The organism is Pseudoxanthomonas sp. P4_B2, assembly GCF_056402315.1.
In genome coordinates this window covers 329,819-348,185 of record NZ_JBFUHQ010000002.1, presented here as the reverse complement: position 1 = coordinate 348,185, position 18,367 = coordinate 329,819, and the positions used below count along the sequence as shown (strand labels likewise).

17 protein-coding genes are annotated in these 18,367 nt (G+C 64.1%); 4 read left to right on the top strand and 13 right to left on the bottom strand.

The annotated features are described in order from the left end of the window. Nucleotides 1–9 precede the first annotated feature (9 nt). The 7 genes from AC1DTQ_RS06060 to glyQ form a co-directional block, all read right to left on the bottom strand. Nucleotides 10–3,756 carry a translocation/assembly module TamB domain-containing protein gene (locus AC1DTQ_RS06060; RefSeq protein ID WP_477849137.1) on the bottom strand — a complete coding sequence of 1,249 codons (3,747 nt, stop codon included), beginning with the start codon at nucleotides 3,754–3,756 and terminating at the stop codon, nucleotides 10–12. Between the two features lie 92 nt (nucleotides 3,757–3,848). After that, the gene (locus tag AC1DTQ_RS06055) at nucleotides 3,849–5,660 is read right to left on the bottom strand and encodes an autotransporter assembly complex protein TamA (protein ID WP_477848627.1); all 1,812 of its coding nucleotides are present in this window, start codon (nucleotides 5,658–5,660) and stop codon (nucleotides 3,849–3,851) included. Between the two features lie 252 nt (nucleotides 5,661–5,912). Next, nucleotides 5,913–8,087: a glycine--tRNA ligase subunit beta gene (glyS, locus tag AC1DTQ_RS06050; protein ID WP_477848626.1), complete on the bottom strand. Its 2,175-nt coding sequence runs from the start codon at nucleotides 8,085–8,087 to the stop codon at nucleotides 5,913–5,915. 112 nt (nucleotides 8,088–8,199) lie between these two features. Next, nucleotides 8,200–8,565 carry a cupin domain-containing protein gene (locus AC1DTQ_RS06045; protein ID WP_477848625.1) on the bottom strand — a complete coding sequence of 122 codons (366 nt, stop codon included), beginning with the start codon at nucleotides 8,563–8,565 and terminating at the stop codon, nucleotides 8,200–8,202. Beyond that, on the bottom strand, nucleotides 8,562–9,203 hold the full coding sequence (locus tag AC1DTQ_RS06040) for a glutathione S-transferase family protein (RefSeq protein ID WP_477848624.1): 642 nt from the start codon (nucleotides 9,201–9,203) through the stop codon (nucleotides 8,562–8,564). The genes AC1DTQ_RS06045 and AC1DTQ_RS06040 overlap by 4 nt, the downstream gene beginning before the upstream one ends. Beyond that, nucleotides 9,200–9,442 (bottom strand): hypothetical protein, encoded by a 243-nt coding sequence (locus AC1DTQ_RS06035; protein WP_477848623.1) that lies wholly within the window; start codon nucleotides 9,440–9,442, stop codon nucleotides 9,200–9,202. Before AC1DTQ_RS06035 ends, AC1DTQ_RS06040 begins: the two co-directional genes overlap by 4 nt. After that, a complete protein-coding gene (glyQ, locus tag AC1DTQ_RS06030) occupies nucleotides 9,439–10,356 on the bottom strand; it encodes a glycine--tRNA ligase subunit alpha (RefSeq protein ID WP_477848622.1) in 918 nt (305 codons plus the stop codon). Before glyQ ends, AC1DTQ_RS06035 begins: the two co-directional genes overlap by 4 nt. An 86-nt stretch (nucleotides 10,357–10,442) precedes the next feature. On the opposite strand from glyQ, the gene AC1DTQ_RS06025 reads away from it, so the two are divergent. Together AC1DTQ_RS06025 and AC1DTQ_RS06020 are read left to right on the top strand one after the other, a co-directional pair. Then, nucleotides 10,443–11,168, top strand: coding sequence for a glutamine amidotransferase (locus AC1DTQ_RS06025; protein ID WP_477848621.1), 726 nt, complete (start codon nucleotides 10,443–10,445; stop codon nucleotides 11,166–11,168). A gap of 49 nt (nucleotides 11,169–11,217) precedes the next feature. After that, complete coding sequence (locus AC1DTQ_RS06020) at nucleotides 11,218–12,096, top strand: BPSS1780 family membrane protein (protein ID WP_477848620.1); 879 nt, start codon at nucleotides 11,218–11,220, stop codon at nucleotides 12,094–12,096. Between the two features lie 3 nt (nucleotides 12,097–12,099). Here the strand turns inward: AC1DTQ_RS06020 and tatC are convergent, their stop codons facing one another. The 4 genes from tatC to AC1DTQ_RS06000 form a co-directional block, all read right to left on the bottom strand. Then, nucleotides 12,100–12,852 carry a twin-arginine translocase subunit TatC gene (tatC, locus tag AC1DTQ_RS06015; RefSeq protein WP_477848619.1) on the bottom strand — a complete coding sequence of 251 codons (753 nt, stop codon included), beginning with the start codon at nucleotides 12,850–12,852 and terminating at the stop codon, nucleotides 12,100–12,102. After that, nucleotides 12,833–13,228 carry a Sec-independent protein translocase protein TatB gene (tatB, locus tag AC1DTQ_RS06010; protein WP_477848618.1) on the bottom strand — a complete coding sequence of 132 codons (396 nt, stop codon included), beginning with the start codon at nucleotides 13,226–13,228 and terminating at the stop codon, nucleotides 12,833–12,835. The genes tatC and tatB overlap by 20 nt, the downstream gene beginning before the upstream one ends. 37 nt (nucleotides 13,229–13,265) lie before the next feature. Continuing rightward, nucleotides 13,266–13,502 carry a Sec-independent protein translocase subunit TatA gene (gene tatA / locus AC1DTQ_RS06005; RefSeq protein ID WP_477848617.1) on the bottom strand — a complete coding sequence of 79 codons (237 nt, stop codon included), beginning with the start codon at nucleotides 13,500–13,502 and terminating at the stop codon, nucleotides 13,266–13,268. A 94-nt stretch (nucleotides 13,503–13,596) separates the two neighbouring features. Beyond that, the gene (locus AC1DTQ_RS06000; protein ID WP_477848616.1) at nucleotides 13,597–14,490 is read right to left on the bottom strand and encodes a lipid-binding SYLF domain-containing protein; all 894 of its coding nucleotides are present in this window, start codon (nucleotides 14,488–14,490) and stop codon (nucleotides 13,597–13,599) included. 175 nt (nucleotides 14,491–14,665) lie between these two features. Between AC1DTQ_RS06000 and hemH the strand changes: the two genes are divergently transcribed. Continuing rightward, a complete protein-coding gene (gene hemH, locus AC1DTQ_RS05995) occupies nucleotides 14,666–15,661 on the top strand; it encodes a ferrochelatase (protein WP_477848615.1) in 996 nt (331 codons plus the stop codon). Next, nucleotides 15,658–16,506 (top strand): alpha/beta fold hydrolase, encoded by an 849-nt coding sequence (locus tag AC1DTQ_RS05990; protein ID WP_477848614.1) that lies wholly within the window; start codon nucleotides 15,658–15,660, stop codon nucleotides 16,504–16,506. The genes hemH and AC1DTQ_RS05990 overlap by 4 nt, the downstream gene beginning before the upstream one ends. Nucleotides 16,507–16,549: 43 nt before the next feature. Here the strand turns inward: AC1DTQ_RS05990 and AC1DTQ_RS05985 are convergent, their stop codons facing one another. Then, entirely contained in the window at nucleotides 16,550–17,353 is an 804-nt protein-coding gene (locus AC1DTQ_RS05985; RefSeq protein ID WP_477848613.1) for a YgjP family zinc-dependent metalloprotease, read from the bottom strand. 40 nt (nucleotides 17,354–17,393) lie between these two features. Further along, the gene (locus tag AC1DTQ_RS05980) at nucleotides 17,394–18,299 is read right to left on the bottom strand and encodes a recombination-associated protein RdgC (protein WP_477848612.1); all 906 of its coding nucleotides are present in this window, start codon (nucleotides 18,297–18,299) and stop codon (nucleotides 17,394–17,396) included. Between the last annotated feature and the right edge of the window lie 68 nt (nucleotides 18,300–18,367).

Genomic DNA, 18,367 nt, shown 5'->3' with positions numbered 1-18,367 from the left:
TTGGGTCGTCTACTTTTCCTTCCGCCAGTTCAACGAGCCGCGTGTTTCCACCGTACTCGATTCGATCTCTACATCGAAGCCTTTGCGCAGCAGGTATTTCAGCGTGATCGCCGAACCGCTGCCTACCATCGACACGCCGTAGCTCACGTAAAGCTTCGGCGACAGATACTTGCCCACGCCGAATACCGAGCCGCCCAGCGTGCGCGATTCCAGTACGCCCGCATCGTCCAGGCCGATCTTGGCGCCCAGTTGCGAGGCTAGCAGGCCAGCGCCGGCGCTAAGCGCGGTGGAGGCAGCATTGATCTTCTGGCTTTCGTCGGTGCTGGCCGTGTTCAAGGAACGGCCCAGCACCAGATAGGCCAGCGCCGCCGATTCGTCCATCGACGGGTTCGACCAGATGGTGGCCTTAGGACTGCTGGCGCGGCCGGTGACGTCGATGCCGGCGGTGACGCCCGCGCTGACCACTTCGCGTTCGGCGCGGATGTTGATGCGCGGATCGGAAACGGCGTTGTTGCTCCACACCAGTTCGCCACGTGTGATCCGCAGCTTCTGTCCGTACGCGGTGTAGCGGCCGTCGACGTCGAGCCGGCCGGTGGCGGCCATCTCGCGACCCTGACGCGAGCGCACGTTCATGGTGCCGGCGAGCGTGCCCTCGAGCCCATAGCCGTTGAGCTTCACCGCATCGCCCAGGGTGATGGCCATATCCAAATCCAGGCGCGAGCTGGGCAAGCGCTCGGGGTCCGCCGGGTCCAGCACCACCACATCCTCGGAAACCGATACGCCGTCGTCGAGTTTCTCCACGTCGATGGTGGCCGAAGGCACCACCACTTTGCCGCGCACCTGGATGGTGTTGTTGGCGAAACCGACCTGCAAGTCGGGCGAGGCGACCGCCTGCAGCTCGGTGGTGTCGGAAATCAGGAAATCCTTGCCGCGGATGTTGAACTGCAGGGGCGAGCCTTCCACCTTCCAGTCCAGCGTGCCGTCCACGCTCAAAGTGCCGCCGTTGACGGTGCCGCCGGTGGAAGACACCGATTTCAGCGTGCCGTCGATGCGCGCGCTGCCGTCGGCCTGGGCGTCCAGGTTGGCGACGCCGTCGGTCAGAGTGATGCCCAGCGACGGCAGTTCGCCCTTGAATTCGGTGAGCTGGGCGTCGCCGCTCAGCGCCGGCGTTCCGCGCGTGCCGGCCAGACCCACATGGCCTTGCAGCTTGCCGGTGGGACGCACCAGGTCCGGCGAGAACAATTCCATCCAGAACAGCCGCGAGTTGTGGAAATAGATATCGCCTTTCAGCGGTGCGAATTCGTCCCAGCCGGTGGCGATGGTGGCGTCGACGAAACCGTCGCCCTTGAAGCCGGTGCCCAACCGGCCCTTGATGGTCTGCGGATTGAAATCGGCGTCCAGGGTGAAGTTGTCGTAGCGCACGATCTCGCCGCGTGCGTTGTTGCCCAGCTTCAGGCCGCCATCGAGCGAACTCAGGTGCAGTTCGCCGACCCACGCCTTGCCGGCCGGCTTCACCGAAGCCTCCAGCTTGATGTCGCCGCGCACGGTGAGCGGCCGGCCATTGTTCGGCGGCAGCCACGGCTGCAGCAGCGTCAACGGCAGCGCGTCGGCATGCAGCTGTATTCCCTGTTTCGGCCAATTGGCCTGCGCGCACAACGCGCCGCCGCCGCTGGCGGCCAGGCACGCGGGAGTCAGCGTGAATGCCGAACCGTTCTGCGCGTAGCGCGCGGCCTGCTGCAAACGCCAGCTGCTTCCCTTGGAAGGAGTGAGTTGCAATGCGTCGAGACTGCCCTGCCAGTTGGCGCCGCGTTTCAACGCCGTGCCAGCGAGCGAAATCGAACCCATCGTATTGCTGGCATCGCCGTTGAACTGCAGGTTCTCGACCGCCCCACGCGCGTCCAGGCGCACGCTGTCCAGCACCATGCCGACATCCACCGCTGAGCCGCGCACCGCGAATTCGCCTCCGCTACCGGTCCAAGGCAGGCGTCCGCGCACGCTTAGCGCATCGGCGGCATAGCCGCTCCATTTGAGTGCAGTGCCCGTGAGATCCGCATCCACATTGGGCGCATTACGGGCGCCCGTGAGCTTTAGCGTGCCGGCGATGCTGCCGCTGGCATCCGGTAACAGATCGTCCAGATGCAACGGCTGCAGTTTGGCGTCGATATCGAGTTTGTCGCCGACCTTGCCCTTGGCATCGACGCGGCTATTGCCGAGAGAGAGCGCCAGCTCGCCGTCGCCTTCGTTGCCGCGCAGCGCGAACTTGCCGCGGCCGTCCAGTTTGCGTCCACGCAAACTACCGCCCAGCTTGGGCACATCCAGCGTCGCATCGAAGCCGCCGGTCTCGCGTGCCTGGCCTTTGCTGGCGAGATCTCCGGACACGTTGCCTTTCCAGTCGGCAAGGAAATAACCCGGATCGAACCCGGCCAGTTTTGCGGCGAGGTCCCAGCGCAAGGCCGGTTCCCAGCCCACGGTGCCGGTAGTGTCCAGCGTGCCGGTCGGCATTTTTGCCTGCAGCTTGTTCAGCACCAATTGCTCTCCGTCGCCGCGGCCGTCGAAGTCGACGGTCGCCTTCTGGTTTTCGCGCACCAGCGTGGCCTTGCCGATCGCCGCCCAGGCCTTCATCTGGCCGGCGAAACCCAGGTCCGCATCCGCGGCGATCTGCGTCTGCGCGTCCTGGCCCCAGCGCAGTCCGCGCGCATTGGCCGAGAATTTGAACACCGGATTTTCCGGATCCTTGAAATCGGCGCGCCCGCGCAGCGTCGTCAGTCCGTCGAAGGCGCGCACCGCCAGCGGCTCCACGGTCAGCACTTCATCGGCGATGCGGATCTTCGATGGTTCGATGACGGCGACGAAATCGCCCTGGGCGATACGGCCCTGCAGGTCGGCGGCGCCACCGGCGCCGTTGGCTTTCAGATCGAAGGCCAGCGGCATGCTGTCGTCGACAAGGCCGAGCAATGCCAGATCCAGCGCTTCAGTCTTGCCGCTGAAGTTCCAGGTGGGATTCTCTTCGCCACGCACGCCCAGCATCACCCGCACCGGCGCCGGTGCGTTGCCGGCCAGGCCCATGTCCATGCTCTTGCGGTTTCCGCGCGCCACCAGCCCAAGCCTTGCGGGCGTGCGGCCCAGTGAGGCTGGGAACACGGCCGTGGCCACCACATCGGTCGCGTAACCGTCGCGTGGCTCGTAGCTGCCGTTGATGTCGATGCGTCCGCGATCGCTGTCGATCGCCAGCTTCTCCGCCTTGAAGTAGCCGTCGCCGATATCGATGCCGCCGCGCGCGCGCCGGATGTCGATCAAAGGCTGCGTGCTCTGGGTGATACGTAAGCCGTCGATCCCTAGGGTGTCGGCCTGGATCGCGATCGGCATCTCGATTTGCGGCAGCAGCTCAGGCCAGGTCGGCAGTTCGAACGGCTCGTCGCTCTTGGGAATGTCCAGCGTCGCGTTGGTCAGCTGCAAGGCATCCAGGCGCAAGCGCTTGCCTAACAGTGGACGCAGATCCGGATCCAAGTACACCCGCTCGGCGGTGAAATGGATTTTTTCGTAGCGGAAATCCACGCCATACAGGGTCAGTGGTCCGGCCAGCGGGCCTTCTGCTTTTTTCCAGGTGAAGGAAGAACCGGCGGGCAGGCGCGCGATGATCTGGTTCAGCAGTACGTCGCGTCCGGCCACGGTCTGCACCAGCCAATACAGCGCGATGACAAGCAGGACAAGCATTACGACCGAAGCGATACCGCTGCGGATTGCCAGTACGCGCATGCGTGCGCGACGCCGCGCGCGGAGTTCGGCGATGCGCGCCTCGTGTTCTTCGGGCGACAGGTTATCGGCGATTGGCTTGCGACGGAAGACCATCAGAATTCCGCTCCTATGCCCAGACCGATGGTGAAAGAGGAGTCGGGATCGTCCAATCCGTGCGCCAGGTCGATGCGGACCGCGCCCACCGGTGATTTCCAGCGCACACCGACGCCAACACCGGTCCGCCAGTCGAAATCATTGCCGTTGTCGAATGCGCTGCCGCTGTCGACGAAAACCGCACCGCCCCAGCTAGCGTTGAAGTAGTGCTCGTACTCGGCGCTGGCGGTCACCACGTTCTTGGCGCCGACGGAGAAATCGCCATTATCCGTTTCCACGCGCGGCCCCACTTCGCGGTACTGATAACCGCGGATGCTACGGTCGCCACCGGCGTAGTAGCGCAGGCTGGGCGGCATGGAGTTAAGCGCGTCGGTGAAGGTGTGGCCCAATTCGCCGCGCAGGATGAAACGGTCGCTGGTGCCGATGGCCTTGAACCAGCGCGCCTGCGCATGCACCTGGGCGAAGTTGGCGTCCGAGCCCGCGCCTTCCAAGCCACCGCGCACGGTCAGTGAGCCTGCGATGCCGCGCCGCGGGAACGCACGATTGTCGACATCCACGTAGTTGGCGGAAAGCTCGGGATAAGTGAAGGTCGCGTAGCGGTAGTCGACCGGCGCAAGCGCACCGCCGCCATCGTCGGCGAGGGAATAGGCCCAGCGTTCGCGCACGGTATTGAGCGAGGCGACGGCGGTCAGGTATTCGTTGATCTCGCCGCTGCGGCTGACGCTGAACTTCAGCAGCCGCGTGTCGATATAGTCGGTCTGTTCGTCATAAGCCTGCAGCGCGACGGTGTACCAGCCATCCAGCCACTTGAAGGCGGGGATGCGGTATTGGGTGACGAAGTTCTTGCGTTTCTGCGCGTAGTCCAGCTGGGTGGACAATTTATGGCCACGCGAATTCACGTAGCGGCGCTCCAGGCCGAAGCGCACGCCGGCACCGCTCTCGGTGCCGTAGCTCACGCCGGTGGTATAGACGTCGCGCTTGGCCAGGGTGAGGTTGACGTCGACCGGCACGCGGCCGTCGACGGCGTTCTCCGGCTTGGCCTGGATATCGATGTTGTTGAAGTAATCCAACCCGGTCAGCGATTCGCGCAGACGATCGAGTTTTCCTTGGTGGAAGTAGCTGCCTTCTTCCCAGTACACCAGCTTGTCCAGCAGCCCCGGCCGGAACTTGGTTTGGTGGAAGGTGGTCGGCCCCATGTCGTAGCGGATGCCGCTGGCCCAGGTCAGGCCGATGTCGGCGGCGTGTTCGGCGCGGGTGACCTCGACGCGGCGATGGACGAAGTCGGCATCGAAATAGCCGCGGTCGGCCAGCCGGCGCACGATCTGGGTCTTGCTGGTTTCGTAGGTGGTGTGGTCGAAGATGTCGCCGACCTGCGGACGGAAGGCGGCCAGGTCTTCCTTGAGATAGCGGTCGCTGCCGCCCGCGCCCTCGATGCTCAGGTCCGAATGCCTGACGCGCACCGGTTCGCTCTTGTCCACTTGCACGACCACGGTGATGTGTTCGTTTTCGCCGCCCGGGCGCGCGGCGTCGACGGTGATCTCGGGCGAGTAATAGCCGAACGGCTCCAGCGCCTCGCGGGCCTCGGCCTTGGCCTCGCTCATCAGGTATTCCAGCCGCGATTCGCCCTGGCGGCGGCCGATGATGTCGTTCAGCGACAGCGCTACGTTGATGTTCTCGATCATCAACGCTTCGGTTTCGTTGTCCTCATTCAGGCCGCGGATTTCCACCCTGTCGATGGTGGAGGCTGCGTAGGCTTGGCCGGAAACGGACAGCAGGACGGCAGCGGCGGCGAGTAGGGGGCGTGGTCGCATAGGTGCAGGATACCGGGCGAGCGCGGAATCGGGTTAACCAGGGGTGAGGTCGGCGACACATTTATGCGCACCATACGGGAGGTGTCGTGCGAGTCGTGATGCACCCAGCAAACAATCCTCGTCATCCCAGCGAAAGCTGGGATCCATTTTGATCTTTGCTCGGGGCTCAGCACTCGCTGCGCTCGCTCCCCTCATCCGCCCTTCGGGCACCTTCTCCCACAAGGGGAGAAGGGCTTTAATCTGCAGGCTCAGTTAACTAGACAAGTGTTCAATCGCAGCCACCGCACGGAAACGGTCAGCCAAGCGCTTGAGCAAGGCCAGACGGTTGGCACGGATCGCGGGCTCATCCACATTCACCATCACACTGTCGAAAAACGCATCCACCTGCGGACGCAGTAGCGCCAGGCGGCTGAGCACGCTGATGTAGTCGTGATGGTGCAGGGCTTCGTCGGTATCGCCGATGGCGGCTTCCACCGCTTCGGCCAACGCGCTCTCGACCGGGTCGTTGAGCAGGCTGCGGTCGATGGCGTGCGGAATTTCGACGTCGGCTTTCTTCAGGATGTTGTTGATGCGCTTATTGGCGGCGGCCAATGCTTCGGCTTCCGGCAGCGCGGCGAACTGGCCGATGGCGTCCAGACGGGTGTCGAAGTCGTAGAGCGATCGTCTCTTGAGCTCGGCGACAGCATTGAAATGACTTGCAGGCACGTCTTTTTCTGCATAGTAGCCACGTAGGCGTTCAAGAATAAAGTCATAAATCTCTTGAACAGCGCCGATGCCCCCAGCGGAGCCGATAGCGGAATGTGCACCGTCGACCGCCACGCCTTTTGCCGAGGCTTCCTTTGCAGCTGAAGCTTTCTCCGATATTTGTTGATTGGCCCGTGCTTGCATCGTTTGCACATTCGCCGCGCTGATCAGACTCCAGATGTCGATATCAAATCCGGATTCAATGATGGTCCGTGCCAAGCCCAAAGCATTACGACGCAGTGCAAACGGATCCTTGTTGCCAGTCGGCTTCAAACCAGCCGCAAATCCGCCCGCCAACGTATCCAGCCGTTCCGCGATCGCCAGCACCTTGCCGGTCGGCGACAACGCGATGTCATCGCCCGCGAAACGCGGCTGGTAAGACTCATCGATCGCCAGCGCAATCTCGCTCGACTCACCGGCAGCAGTCGCATAGTGACGGCCGGCGATGCCCTGCAACTCCGGAAACTCATTGACCATGCGCGACTGCAGATCGTTCTTGGACAACTCCGCTGCACGACGGGCCAGCGCGGGTTCGAAACCCAGCTCTTTCGCAATGGTCTCCGCCAACGCAGCGACGCGCGCCACCTTGTTAGCGACCGAGCCTAGCTTGGCCTGATAGGTGACGGTCCTGAGACCATCGCCCATCGACACCAACCCCTGCTTCAAGTCTTCATCGAAGAAGAACTTCGCATCCGAGAACCGAGGGCGGATCACGCGCTCGTAGCCCTTGCTGACTTCGCGCACGTCCTGCGATTCGATATTCGCAATCCCGATGAAGTGCTCGGTCAGCTTGCCGCCGTCATCCAGCACTGGGAAGAATTTCTGGTTGGCCTCCATGGTCGCGATCAACGCTTCCTGCGGCACCGCCAGGAATTCCGGCTCGAAGCTGCACAGCACCGCCGACGGCCATTCCACCAGGCAGTTCACCTGTTCCAGATTGTCCTCGGTAATGCGTGCCACACCGCCCGCTTTCGCTGCCGTGTCCTGCACCTGTTGTTCGATACGCGCGCGCCGCTCGTCGGCGTCCACCAACACGTGTGCGCCGCGCAGGGCGTCGATGTAGTCGCCTGGATGGTTCACCCAGACCGACTTGTCGTGTTCGAAACGATGGCCACGGCTCATGCGGTCGCTGCGCACGCCCAATACTTCCGCATCCACCACATCCTTGCCCAGCAGCAGCACCAGCCAGTGCACCGGCCGCGCGAAGGCATAGTCGTGGTCGCCCCAGCGCATCGGCTTGGGAATCGGCATCGCCGCCAGCGATTCACGCACGATGTCCGCCAGCAGATCCGCCGTCTTCGCGCCGGGCTTGTTGGAGCGATGCACGAAGCGTTCGCCTTTGGCGTCGGTAGTGCGTTCCAGTTGCGACCAGTCGACGCCGGCCTTGGCCGCGAAACCCTGCAGCGCCTTGGTCGGCTGGTCTTCTGCATCGAGCGCGATGTTGAGATACGGGCCCAGCACTTCCGAACTCTGCTCCGGCTGCTCCGTCGACACGCCCGGCAGCAGCACGGCCAGGCGGCGCGGCGTGTACAGCGGTTTGGCGTCGGTGCGGTCGAAATCGATGCCGCGCTTCTGCAGCGCGTCGATGACGCCGTCGAAGAACGCCTGGGCCAGCCCGAGTAGGGCCTTGACCGGGAGTTCTTCGGTGCCGAGTTCGATCAGCAGGGGTTTCATTTCGGTCATATCTATAAAGCCTGTTGGTGTTTCCTTCTCCCCTCGGGAGAAGGTGCCCGGAGGGCGGATGAGGGTGCGGCGGAGTCAACAGGGTCCGAACCCTCACGATTTCGCCGTACCCTCACCCCAACCCCTCTCCCGGTGGGAGAGGGGCTTTTGTTTGCTCGCCACCTTCGGGACCATAAAAGATCACCCAGGTGGCGAAGTCGTCGCTGAAATTCTCGAAACGGTGTTCGACGCCGGCGGGCACGAACAACAGTTCGCCGGCTTCGAAAGGCTTGCGTTGTCCGCCGTTGACGAACTCGCCGACTCCCGAAACCACCACGTAAACCTCATCGCGCGTATGCGGCGTCTGCGTGTCCTGGCCGAGCGGCCGATACATTTCCACCGACAGCGAGCCATGCGTGAACAGTTCCACGAAAGGCAGGTTGTCTTCGCGGCGGGCCAGCGCGGCCAAGGCGTGGTGGGGAGTCAGGCGTTCTTTCATGGCAGCGGCGCGGGAGTGGGCGCATCGAACGGCAGGTGGAATTGCCGGAACACCGGCAACGTCTCGCAGCGATCTACATGCGCCTGCAGCGCCGGATAGACAGAAAGATCCAGCGGCACGGCTTCGCGCAGGTAGGTGCCGTTGCAGCCGACGGTGATGTCGGCCAGTGTCATCGCATCGCCCACCAGCCATTGGCCAGCACGTTCGCCGCAATGCTTGTCCAGCGCGAACAGCGCACCCTGCGCCTGCACCAGGCAGCGATCGGTCCAGGGTGCGTGGCGTTTTTCTTCCGGGCGGAACACGCGCTCGATCACCATCAAGATGCCCTTGTCGACCGCGCCGGTGGCTAGACCGATCAGACGCAGCGCCTGTCGCCGCGCGTCGCCTTCGGCGGGCAGCAGCGCGCGTTGTGGGCCGACCAGGCTATCCAGGTAATCCAGGATCAACGCGGATTCTGCCAACACTTCGCCCGAATCCAGCACCAGCGCCGGCACGCGGCCGATCGGGCTGTATTCGCGGATGCGATCGAAATCCTTGCCCACCGACCAGCTGCGGTGCTCGAACGGCAGACCGAGCAAGGTCATGGCGATGGCGACGCGCCGTACGTAGGGCGAATCGAACATGCCGATGAGGATCATATGACGTCCTTGCGCGTGGCCATCAGGTCGGCCCGGCCGGGATCCTCAAGTCTCGGCGGGGCCTGATATTGCTTGCTGTTCTTCCATAGCAGTACCAGCCCCGCGACGGGCGGCAGCACGAAGCCGAACAGAAACCAAAGCAGAGTGTTGCGGCGCGTGTTCTGCGCCCAATGCGCCGCGAAGATCGCGAACAGGAACGCGACCAATACGGTACTGGCGGCGGAAGACGTTGCGGTCACGCGGCGTCCTTTGTCTTAAGGCCAGGGAAACCCAGTTTCTCGCGCTGCGCGTAGTAGGCCTCGGCCACCGCCTGCGCCAGCTTACGCACGCGCAGGATGTAGCGCTGGCGTTCGGTCACGGAAATCGCGCGGCGCGCGTCCAGCAGGTTGAAGCAGTGACTGGCCTTGCACACCTGTTCGTAGGCCGGCAGCGGCAGGCCGGCTTCGACCAGCTTCACCGACTCGGCCTCGCAGGCATCGAAACGGTGGAACAGTTCGGCCACATCGGCCACTTCGAAGTTGTAGGTGCTCTGCTCGACTTCGTTCTGGTGATAGACGTCGCCGTAAGTGACCACGCCCTGCGGACCTTCGGTCCAGACCAGATCGTAGACGTTGTCCACGTTCTGCAGGTACATGCACAGGCGTTCCAGGCCGTAGGTGATCTCGCCCAACACCGGCCTGCATTCCAGACCGCCGGCCTGCTGGAAATAGGTGAACTGGGTGACTTCCATCCCGTTCAACCACACTTCCCAGCCCAGGCCCCAGGCACCGAGGGTCGGCGATTCCCAGTTGTCCTCGACGAAGCGCAGGTCGTGCACGCGCGGATCGATGCCCAGCGCCTTCAACGAGTCCAGATACAGCTCCTGGATATTGTCGGGATTGGGCTTCATCACCACCTGATACTGGTAGTAATGCTGCAGGCGGTTGGGGTTTTCGCCGTAACGACCGTCGGTCGGACGCCGGCAAGGTTGCACGTAGGCCGCGCTCCACGGCTCCGGTCCCAGCGCGCGCAGGAAGGTGGCGGGATGGAAGGTGCCCGCGCCGACTTCGATGTCGAGCGGCTGGATCAGCACGCAGCCCTGGGCCGCCCAGTAGGCGTTGAGGGTCTGGATTAATCCTTGGAAGGTTATCCGTGGAATCTGGGGACCTGTCATCGCTTTTTTATTGCACTGCGGAAAAGCGGGCTAGTATAAGGGGAAGCCCCTGATGCTCCTTAAGTTTTGCGCCTTTGGACGTTGCCGTGAAAGCCCCCTTCCTGATCGTCGAAACCGGCCAGCCAGCCCTGCGGCTTAGGCGATATGGCCGCTTTCCGCATTGGATCCGCGTAGCCGCCGGGCTGGAGGCCAGCGAAGCGGTGGTGGTGAACGTGGAGCGGGGCGACGCGCTGCCGCGGCGCGAGGGTTTCGCCGGGGTAATCGTCACTGGTTCGGCGGCCATGGTCACCGACAAGGCCGACTGGAGCGAACGCAGCGCCGATTGGTTGCGCGACGCCGCCCATGAAGGCATGTCGCTGCTGGGCATCTGCTACGGCCACCAGTTGCTGGCGCATGCGCTGGGCGGCGAAGTGGCCGACAACCCGGCCGGTCGCGAATCGGGCACGGTGCGTATCGATCTGCATCCGCCGGCCCAGGAAGATCCGCTGTTTTCCAATATGCCGCTGACCTTTTCCGCTCATTCCACCCACGTGCAGACCGTGTTGCGGCCGCCCGAAGGCGCCACGGTACTGGCCAGGTCGGAACAGGACGGCTGCCATGCGTTCCGCTGGCGCGACCGGGCCTGGGGTGTGCAGTTCCATCCCGAGTTCGCTACCCACCATATGCGCGGCTATGTCGCCTTCCGCGGCGAAGAGCTGAAAAAAGCCGGCCGCTGCCCAACCACCATCGCCCGCGACGTGACGGCGGCGCCGCAGGCGCGCAAACTATTGCGGCGCTTCGTCAAGCATGCGCGCGGTTTGCACGCGCGCTGACTTCGCGGCAATCCCCTCAAAATCCCCCAAGACCATCGGAAAATCCTGGATGTCGAATATCAACAAAGTGCCGGCCGGTGCCGGTGCGGAATGGCTGCTGGGCGCGTTCGCGCTGATCCGCAAGGCGCCGCTGGCGCTGGGATTGCTGGGTGTGATTTGGGGAATGCTGTCGATGCTCGCGGTGCAGACGATGGCGCTCAACGTGACCTTCGGATTAGTCATGCAGCTCGCGTTGGCCTTGCTGGGCCCGTTGCTGTTCGCGGGCATGCTCTGGGCGGTGCGCGAAGTCGATGAAGGCCGTACGGCCGCGCCATCGCACCTATTCCATGCAGTGCGCAGCGAACACGCCGCAAGCTTGCTAGCCACATTGTTGCCGCAACTGATCGCCGCACTGGTGTTGGGCATGCTGTTGGTGGCGATGATCGGTCCGACCGACCTGCAGAACCTGGCCGACGTCGTGGCCAAACTGCAGGAGACGGCACAGGCGGGCGGACAACCGGATCCGGCGCTGATGAGCGGCCTTCCCGTCGGTCGGTTGTTCTTGTGGCTGCTGATGCTGTTTGCCGCAGTGATCGCGATGAGCCTGGTCACTTTCGTAGCGGTGCCCGACATTGTTTTCGGCGGCAACGGCGGGTTCGCCGCCATGCGTAACAGCTTTCGTGCTTGCGTGCAAAACTTGCCGGCGATGCTGGTGTTCTACGTGCTGCTGTTCATCGCACTGTTTGCGCTCAGCATCGGTATCCAACTACTGGCCATGGTGGTGCAGTTGATGGCCGGACCGACCGTCGGAATGTGGATAGCCAACCTGTTGCTGATGGCGGTGCTGATGCCGCTGATGGCCGGTGCCGTGTTCTACGCCTGGCGGCAGATGCTGGGTAGCAGCGCGACCGCAGATACCGCCGCTATGACGACGCACCTCGAAGCCTGATCCCTACGGGGAGTCCTTGATTTCGCGTGGCGTGATCCATTTCGACGCGATGATCCCGGCTTCGTACAGCAGGTACATCGGGATGGCCAGCAGCAACTGCGATACGACATCCGGCGGAGTGATCACCGCCGCCAGCACGAAGATGCCGACCAGCGCGTAGCCGCGCGCTTCCTTCAACTGGGCCGGCGTCACCCAGCCCAGCAGCACCAGGATCACCAGCGCCACCGGTAGCTCGAAACTCGCGCCGAAGGCCAGGAAGATCACCAGCACGAAATCCAGGTAGGCGCTGGCGTCCGGAGTGACCGAGATGACTTCCGGGGTGAAGTTGATCACGAACTTGAACAACGATGGCAGGACCAGGAAGTAGGCGAAGGCGCAGCCCGCGTAGAACAGGGTCACCGCCGAGGCCAGCAACGGAAGCGCCAACCGCCTCTCGCGCTGATACAGGCCCGGTGCTACGAACGCCCATGCCTGATACAGCAGCCACGGCGCGGAGACGAACAGCGCCACGAAGAACGCCAGCTTCACCGGCGCGATGAAACCGCCGGCAGGATCGGTCGCGATCATCGACTGCCCCGCCGGCAGGCGCGCGATCAGCGGCTCGGCGATCCAGTTGTAGAGCTTGCTGGTGAAGGGAAGCAGCCCCAGCAGCACCACGAATACGCCGGCCAGCGCGCGCATCAGTCGCGTGCGCAGCTCGATCAGGTGGCTGAGCAGGCTGGATTCGGAATTGGACTCAGGCGTTTCGCGGTTCATCGCTCTCGCCTTCCTGCGGCTTCAACGGGGGCGCGGGGGCCGGCTCTTCGGATGTCGGCGTCGAGGTGGCCTCCGAACCGTCCGGCTCCTGCACCGAAGCCCGCATCTGCTCGAACTCGCGCCGCGCTTCGGCGCCGCTGTCGCGGATTCTCTGCTCGGTGTCCTGCAGGGCCGACTGCGCATCGTGCAGGCTGCGCTTGAGCTCCTCGGCGGCCAGCTCGCGTTCCAATTCGTCCTTCACCGAATTCCACTGGTTGCGCGCGCGGCGCACCCACATGCCGGCCATGCGCGTGACCTTGGGCAGGCGCTCGGGACCGAGCACGATCAAGGCGATGATGGCGATGAAAAAAAGTTCGCCGCTGCTGATGCCGAACATGGCCGTGTCTAACCTCTATAGGCCTGGGTCCGAGAAATCAATGCGCGTCGCGGTCGCGTTCCTTCGACTCGCTGGTTTCTTTGGACCGCGTGCTCTCATCGCGCGACTCATCGCCCAACTGCCCGTTGGGCTTGTCTTCGTCCTTCATGCCCTTCTTAAAGCCCTTGACCGCTTCGCCCAGGTCCTGACCGGCGTTGCGCAGGCGCTTGGTGCCGAAGACCAGCAGCACCACCACCAGCACGATGATCCAATGCCAGATGCTCAAACCGCCCATGATTATGTTCGCCGATAGTGAGGGAGATCAGGATAACGCAGCTTGCGTTCGGCGACTGTGGGCAATTGCGAAAAAAGCCGTGCCCGCAATCGAGTCATGGCGTGGTCGGAAGCGGCTCGCTGCGGATCTCGCCCTCGACTACGGGCTGAAACCCCTGCGGCTGGGCTTCGGTGGTCGCTGGCGCGGGCTCGGTTGGCTGAATGGCTGAGGATCCAGTGACGGTGACCGGTGCGGCCATTGGGGCCGTATTGGACTCCGACGGCTCATCGCGGCGCGCGGCGCGGGCGACCGCGGTGGCTTCCTCCAGCTGGTCGCGGAAGCCGACCACGGCGTCGGAAGGAATCCCGGCGCGGCTTTCGAAGATGGCGCGCGGAGTGGCCGCACTGCCGTATACCGCCACGTTGGCGTCGTCGTCGATCTGCAGCACCGCCCCATCCAGGGCCACGCCGGCGAACAGCCCGCGCGCGCGCGACCACGACCAGATCTCCGCCTTCAACTGGCCATCGGTGGAAGCCGAGGCGTTGCGGCCGACCGGACCGGCGGCCACGCCGGCATCGGCGCCCAGCGTGATCTTGCCGTTGACGATATTTTCCAGATTGCGGTCGTTGCGGAACACCAGCACCACGTCGGAGGACTGCACGCCGGCCTGGAAGCCGATGCTGCCGCCGGTGAGTTTGACGAACACCGGTTGCGACCAGCTGCCATCCGGATTCTTAACCGACATCAGGCCATGGCCGCGGCGCCCGCCGATGACCAGTCCGACCTTGAGCGTGTCGGGAATCACGACCACTGCGCGGCCTTCATCCAGTAGCTTGTCGGGAATGCCCTGCTCGGGAATCTTCTGGATTTCGCTGAGCACGCGCACTGCATCGTTGGCGCGCTTGTCCTCTTCGGTGCCGGCCAAGGCCTGGCCTGCGAATACGCTCACTGCCAGCAGCAGGGCAAGGCGCGGAAGACGCGATCCTAGGAGAGGACGAAAGGCAGACATGGAAGACTCCGGGAGGTGGATGCAGAGGCGAGGTTGTGCAGCAGGAAGGCGCGCTAACGTCTTGATAGTGCAGCCCCGAAAACCCGAGCCTAGTCGCGACATGGTGAATCCTCGATGAGTTTTCCGGTCGCTCGTCGTCGACTCGTGGGCGCAACCCTTCTGTCATCATGTGGCGATGCCCGAATCGCCCCACAGTCCGCCACGGATCGCCCTGGTGGTCGCCAATCTCGGTACCCCAGACGCGCCGACGGCCAAGGCGGTACGGCGGTATCTGGCCGAATTCCTGCACGATCACCGCGTGGTCCAGCTGAGCCGTTGGATCTGGTGTCCCTTACTGCATTTCCTGATCCTGCCGCTTCGCGGCCCCAAAGCGGCAAAAAAGTACGCGGCCATCTGGCTGCCGGAAGGTTCGCCGCTGGCCGTCTACACCCAGCGCCTGGCGACGGCGATTCAGTCGCGATTGCCCGCCTGGCGGGTATTGCCGGCGATGCGCTACGGCAACCCGGCGTTGAAACGAGTGCTGCGGAAGTTGCATGAGGAGGGCTTCGAGAAAGTGGTGGTCCTGCCGCTGTATCCGCAGTACTCCACTACCACCACCGCTTCCATCGAAGATGTGGTGGTCAGCGAGTCGAAAGGGCTGTCGGTGAGCTTGATCGAGGACTATTCGACCGACCCGCGCTGGATCGCGGCGGTCGTCGATTCGATCCGTACCTGGCGGCAGCAGCACGACGCCGGCGAGCATTTGTTGTTTTCTTTCCACGGCTTGCCGCAACGTATCGCCGACAACGGCGACCCGTATCCGCAACGCTGCGCGGCCAGCGTGCAGGCAATCGCCGCCGCGCTGGGACTTGCGTCCACTGAGTGGACGCTGACCTTCCAGTCCCGTTTCGGCAAGGAGCGCTGGCTGGCGCCGGCTACCGACAAGGTGCTGGGCGAACTGGCCGCGCGCGGCTTGCGCCGGGTCGACGTGGTCTGTCCCGGCTTCGCTGTCGACTGTCTGGAAACTCTGGAAGAAGTGGCGATGCAGTTCGCCGAAGGTTTCGCGGAAAAAGGCGGCGAGCTTCGTTATATCCCCTGTCTCAACGACTCCGATGCGCATGCTGAAGCGCTGGCGGCATTGGCCCAGCGCGCGGCGCGGGATGGGTCTGCCAGCATGAACAGGCAAGGATGAGCGTGCAGGAGTTGGCCTTCGACATTCCGTTCGGACGCATCGCCGGCCTGCGTAGCGGAACCCCCGGTGGTCCGAAAGTGTTGGCACTGCACGGTTGGCTAGATAACGCGGCCAGTTTTCTGCCGCTGGCCGCGCAGTTGCCGGCGCTGGACCTGGTGATGTTGGACTTGCCGGGCCACGGCCGCAGCGCGCACCTGGGGCCGGGCGCGGACTACAACCTGTTGGTGACGGTGAACGCAGTGCTGGATGTCGTCGACGCGCTGGGGTGGGAACGCTTCGCGCTGCTCGGACATTCCATGGGCGCGGGCATCGGCAGCATCCTGGCGGCGTCGCTGCCGCAACGGGTCGAGCGGCTGGTCGCCATCGAAGCGCTGGGCGCATTGGCGGAAGCGCCCGAGCGCACCGCCCAGCGCCTGCGGGACGGAGTGGCCGCTGCGCGCGCGCTGCCGTCGAAGAAGTTGCGCGTATTCCCCGACCTCGGCGCACCGGTGCGCGCACGCATGCAGGCCAATCAGCTCAGTGAAGCGAGTGCGCGGCTACTGGTGGAGCGGGGCGTGATGGCGGTGGAGGGCGGCTTCGTCTGGAGCAGCGACCCACGCCTGACCCTGCCCGCCTTGCAGCGCATGACCGAAGCGCAGGTGCGTGCGCTGATTGCGGCGATCGACTGCCCGGTACGGGTAATTTTCGCCGATCCGGCGCAGACCTATTTACCGGAGCCTTTGCGCAGCGAACGCGCCGCCCTGTTGCCGCGGGGCGAACTGGCGGTGTTACCGGGAATACACCACTTGCACATGGAAGCGCCTGTCGAAGTGGCGCACGCCATCGGCGGATTCTTCGGATCCTAGTTCGCCCAGGAGGAAAACCCCTTCTTGTTCACCACCCGCAACCTCAGGTTGCGGCCGTTGCTTGTCCGGACAACAGCGCGCGCAGGGTTCCCTTCAATCTGCGGCCTTCGGCATGGAAGTATTCGCGTTCGCTGCGCCAGGCCGGGAAACGCGCCTCCACTTCGCGCCAGAAGTTGCGGGAATGGTCGGCATGGAGCAGATGGCACAGCTCATGCACCAGCACGTATTCGAATGCGGACTCCCGGCCCAGCACCAGCGCCAAGTCCAGCGCCAGTGAGCCGTCCGGGCTCAGCGAACCCCATTGCGACGACATCACCTTCAGGCGCAGCCGCGTCGGCGCTCGCGGCAGCGAGGGCAGGTACTTGGGCAGCCAGCGGCCGATATCCGCGCGCGCCTCGGCCTCGTAGAACTCGCGCAGCGCGCGCCGCAGGGTGGCGTCGCTGGCGCGGACGGGCGCATGGAAATGGAGGGCCTGTTCGCTGCGGGAAAGCCGGGCGTAACGCCCTTCATGCCAGAGTAGCGGAACCGACTCGCCACGTAGCGGCAGCGCGGCGGTCGCTTCGCGGATCAGCAGCGGAAGCGTGTCGTGGCTGGTGTAGATCTCGAGCTGCGCCAGCAGCCATTGACGGTGCTCCAGCAGGAACCGGTCGCCGGACACCAGGCTGGCGCGCGCCGGTAGGGTCAGGCGCGCCCCGCGTTCGTCCACGCTGAGCTTGATGCGCTTGGCGCGAGGATCGCGCACGCGCTTGATGTCGACCCGTTGCCCCTGTTCCAGGGTCAGCGTCACCACGTCGCGCTCCAGTGTTTGCGGGCGCGAAGAGATCAGACGACGGAGCAGACTCTGCATGCTCGCAGCATAGCGTCGCGGAGGTGAACGTTGCGACCCATCAGGCCTCGGCCTTGCTCAACTTCAAGGCGGTCTCCAGCACTGCGAACAGACGCTTCACTTCGCCGCTCATCAAGGCGAAGCGCGCATCCAGCTCGGCGCGCAGGTCCTCGCGCTCGGTGTTTTCCAACTGGTCCACCGCGCCGTCCAGGAACTTGAGCTTGCGGATGATCAGGTCCTCGCCGAGCACGAAGGAAAGATGGTCGTCCAGGGTCAGGGCCAGTTTGGTGACCTGCTTGCCCGCTTCCAGATGCTTGGCGATCTCGTCGCTCTGCAGATCCTGGTTCTGGCACTTGACCACCGCGCCGCCATCCATCGCGTCCTTCATCTCGCATTCCTCGCCCAGGGCCAGGCCTTCGGGCAAGGGTTCGCCGGCGATCCAGCCGGTCAGGATCGAGCGCGGCGCCACTTCCGCGTTCAACGGCAACGCGGGAAAGCTGCCCATCGCATGGCGGATCTCGGAGACTACGTTTTCCGCGCTCTTGCGCGAAGAGCTGTCCACGGCGACGAAGCCATGCTGCAGGTCCAGCAGCGCATCGGTGCGCGAAGGCCGTACGAAGGCGCGCGGCAGCAGTTCATGCACCAGGTCCTCCTTAATGCGCTTGCGGGTGCGTCCGCCGGGCTTGCGGCCTTCCTTCTGTTCGATCTCGGCCAGCTTCTTGCCCAGCAGATCGTTGACCACCGCGGCAGGCAGCAGCCTGTCTTCACCGCCGACGGTCAGCCAGATGGACTCGCCGATACGGTGCGAGAGTTCTTCGGAATCACGGCCGAACGGAGAGACGAAGCCGCGAGAGGAGAGTTCCAGCGCGCCGACCGGCTTCAGCGGCACTTCGGCGAGCAGGCTGTCGAGCTGGGAGAAATCGAGAGTGGTGGGGAAGCGGAACAGAGTCAGATTGCGAAAGAACATCAGGTATCCGGTGGTGTGGAATCAAGGAAAAGGAAAGTTTCAAGGTCGTCATCCCGGCGAATGCCGGG